The sequence below is a fragment of the Paraburkholderia sp. UYCP14C genome (assembly GCF_004197395.1).
Taxonomy (GTDB): Bacteria; Pseudomonadota; Gammaproteobacteria; order Burkholderiales; family Burkholderiaceae; genus Paraburkholderia.
This window is the reverse complement of the sequence record NZ_SELS01000347.1, coordinates 1-472: the sequence shown is the minus strand read 5'-3', so window position 1 is coordinate 472 and position 472 is coordinate 1. Positions and strand designations below refer to the sequence as shown.

At 58.9% G+C, this 472-nt stretch carries 1 protein-coding gene; it reads right to left on the bottom strand.

The window, feature by feature from the left end; all coding sequences use genetic code 11:
- Positions 1-470: IS6 family transposase (locus EVC45_RS45175; RefSeq protein ID WP_129964422.1), on the bottom strand; the 470-nt coding region annotated here is incomplete at its 3' end.
- Positions 471-472: the final 2 nt, after the last annotated feature.

Here is a 472-nt window from a genome sequence, read left to right as displayed (position 1 = left end):
CGGATCCTGATCGGGGTTTCGCGCTCGGCGTTGATGGCGTCAAGTGCGGCCAGATTCGCGCCGCTTTTGTCGATAGTCACCGTCTCGGGTTCGCCATTCCGGGCGATCGATTTTTCGAAATATCGCCGCGCCGCAGTCTTATCCCGATGGGCCCGCAGCAGGAAGTCGATGGTGTTGCCAGCCTTGTCGACGGCGCGATACAGGTATTTCCATTGGCCATTGACCTTAATGTAGGTCTCATCGACGCGCCAACTCCTGCCGACGGGGCGTTTGCGGCTGCGAAACGTTTTTTCCAGCACCGGCAGCAGCTTGAGGGCCCAACGATGCACGGTTGAATGATCCACTGAGATGCCTCGCTCCGCCATCATTTCTTCCAGGTTTCGCAGACTGAGCGGATAGGCCACATACCAGCGCACGCAAGTCAGGATCACATCAAGCGGGTAATGCAGGCGTTTGAGCACGCGGGCCACGG